Genomic DNA, 1041 nt, shown 5'->3' with positions numbered 1-1041 from the left:
ATTTTACTGCCATGCTACCTTAATGTCAGGATTTATTGCTGTCAAACCTGAGTGCGAGCAGCCTGAGCTCCTCAACCCGCTCATGGGTCAGGACTGGCTTTGGCTTTTTTTCCATGAATTCAAAGGAATGCACTGCCACATTCTCAAAAAATTTCGCAAGCTTCCTGATTTTTGCCGCGCTTATCTCATCGTAGTCCTTCAGCGAGCCAAATGCTTCATGCAGGGCAAAGTCTGTTGTATAAAGCGCGACATTCGTGGTTTTGCACACAATCATTGTGTCAAGCTTTTCATCGCCGCCGATTATGAATTTCAAAATGCTTTCAGCCGGGACAAACTTTCTTGTTGTCGGGCTGTTGTTTTTCTGGATTTCGGTCTTCATTCTTTCCCCTCATTTTTTTCACTCTTGGATTCATTTCCAGATTGTGATTCATTTACAGACTGTGATTCAATTCCGGTCTGCCCTTTATCGCTTCCGGCATGCTCAGCATTGACCCTGTCACTCTGCGGGGGCTGTTTTTTCCCTATCTTCACCCTGCTGTGCCTCAGCACCGCATCAAAAAGCATGTAGCCCTTCTGGAACTCTTCAAGCACAATGTTGTCCTTTGCTGCATCTTCAACATTCTGCTGTATCAGCGCCTCGTGCCTGTATGGGTCGAATTTTTTTCCCAGCGCATCAATCGGCCTCAAGCCTGCGCTTTCGAGAATTGAATGAAACTGCGCGTAAATCAGCTCAATTCCCTTTCTGAATTTTTCAGTGTCAGTTTTTTCATGAATTCTTTCAATATCCCTGCTGTTTGAATTTTTTAGCGCAAGCTCAAGGCTATCGAGAAGAGGGAGCATTGATAAAACAAGCTTCTGGCTTGAATATTTTGCAAACTGCTCCTTTTCCTTGTCAACGCGCTTCTTGTAATTCTCAAAGTCTGCCTGGAGGCGCTGGAGTGTGTCTGTAAGCTCTGCAATTTTGGATTCTGGATTTACTTCTGCCTCAGCAACCGTATGTTCCCGCTGCTGTTCTGAGCTTTCTTTTTTCTTGGTCATCTT

General features: G+C 44.9%; 2 protein-coding genes. Both read right to left on the bottom strand.

Going from position 1 to position 1041, the window contains the following annotated elements:
* Window positions 1-25: 25 nt before the first annotated feature.
* Window positions 26-379 carry a hypothetical protein gene (locus FJZ26_06320; GenBank protein ID MBM3230021.1) on the bottom strand — a complete coding sequence of 118 codons (354 nt, stop codon included), beginning with the start codon at window positions 377-379 and terminating at the stop codon, window positions 26-28.
* Window positions 376-1041: nucleotide exchange factor GrpE (locus FJZ26_06315; GenBank protein ID MBM3230020.1), on the bottom strand; the 666-nt coding region annotated here is incomplete at its 5' end. The genes FJZ26_06315 and FJZ26_06320, both read right to left, overlap by 4 nt.

The organism is Candidatus Parvarchaeota archaeon (assembly GCA_016866895.1).
In the GTDB taxonomy this organism is placed as follows: domain Archaea; phylum Micrarchaeota; class Micrarchaeia; order Anstonellales; family VGKX01; genus VGKX01.
The sequence above is the reverse complement of the archived record's forward strand: the minus strand, read 5'-3'. Positions and strand labels throughout refer to the sequence as shown.

Coding starts and splice junctions, on each gene's coding strand:
- FJZ26_06320 (MBM3230021.1), bottom strand. CDS start 379: ATGAAGACCGAAATCCAGAAAAACAACAGCCCGACAACAAGAAAGTTT.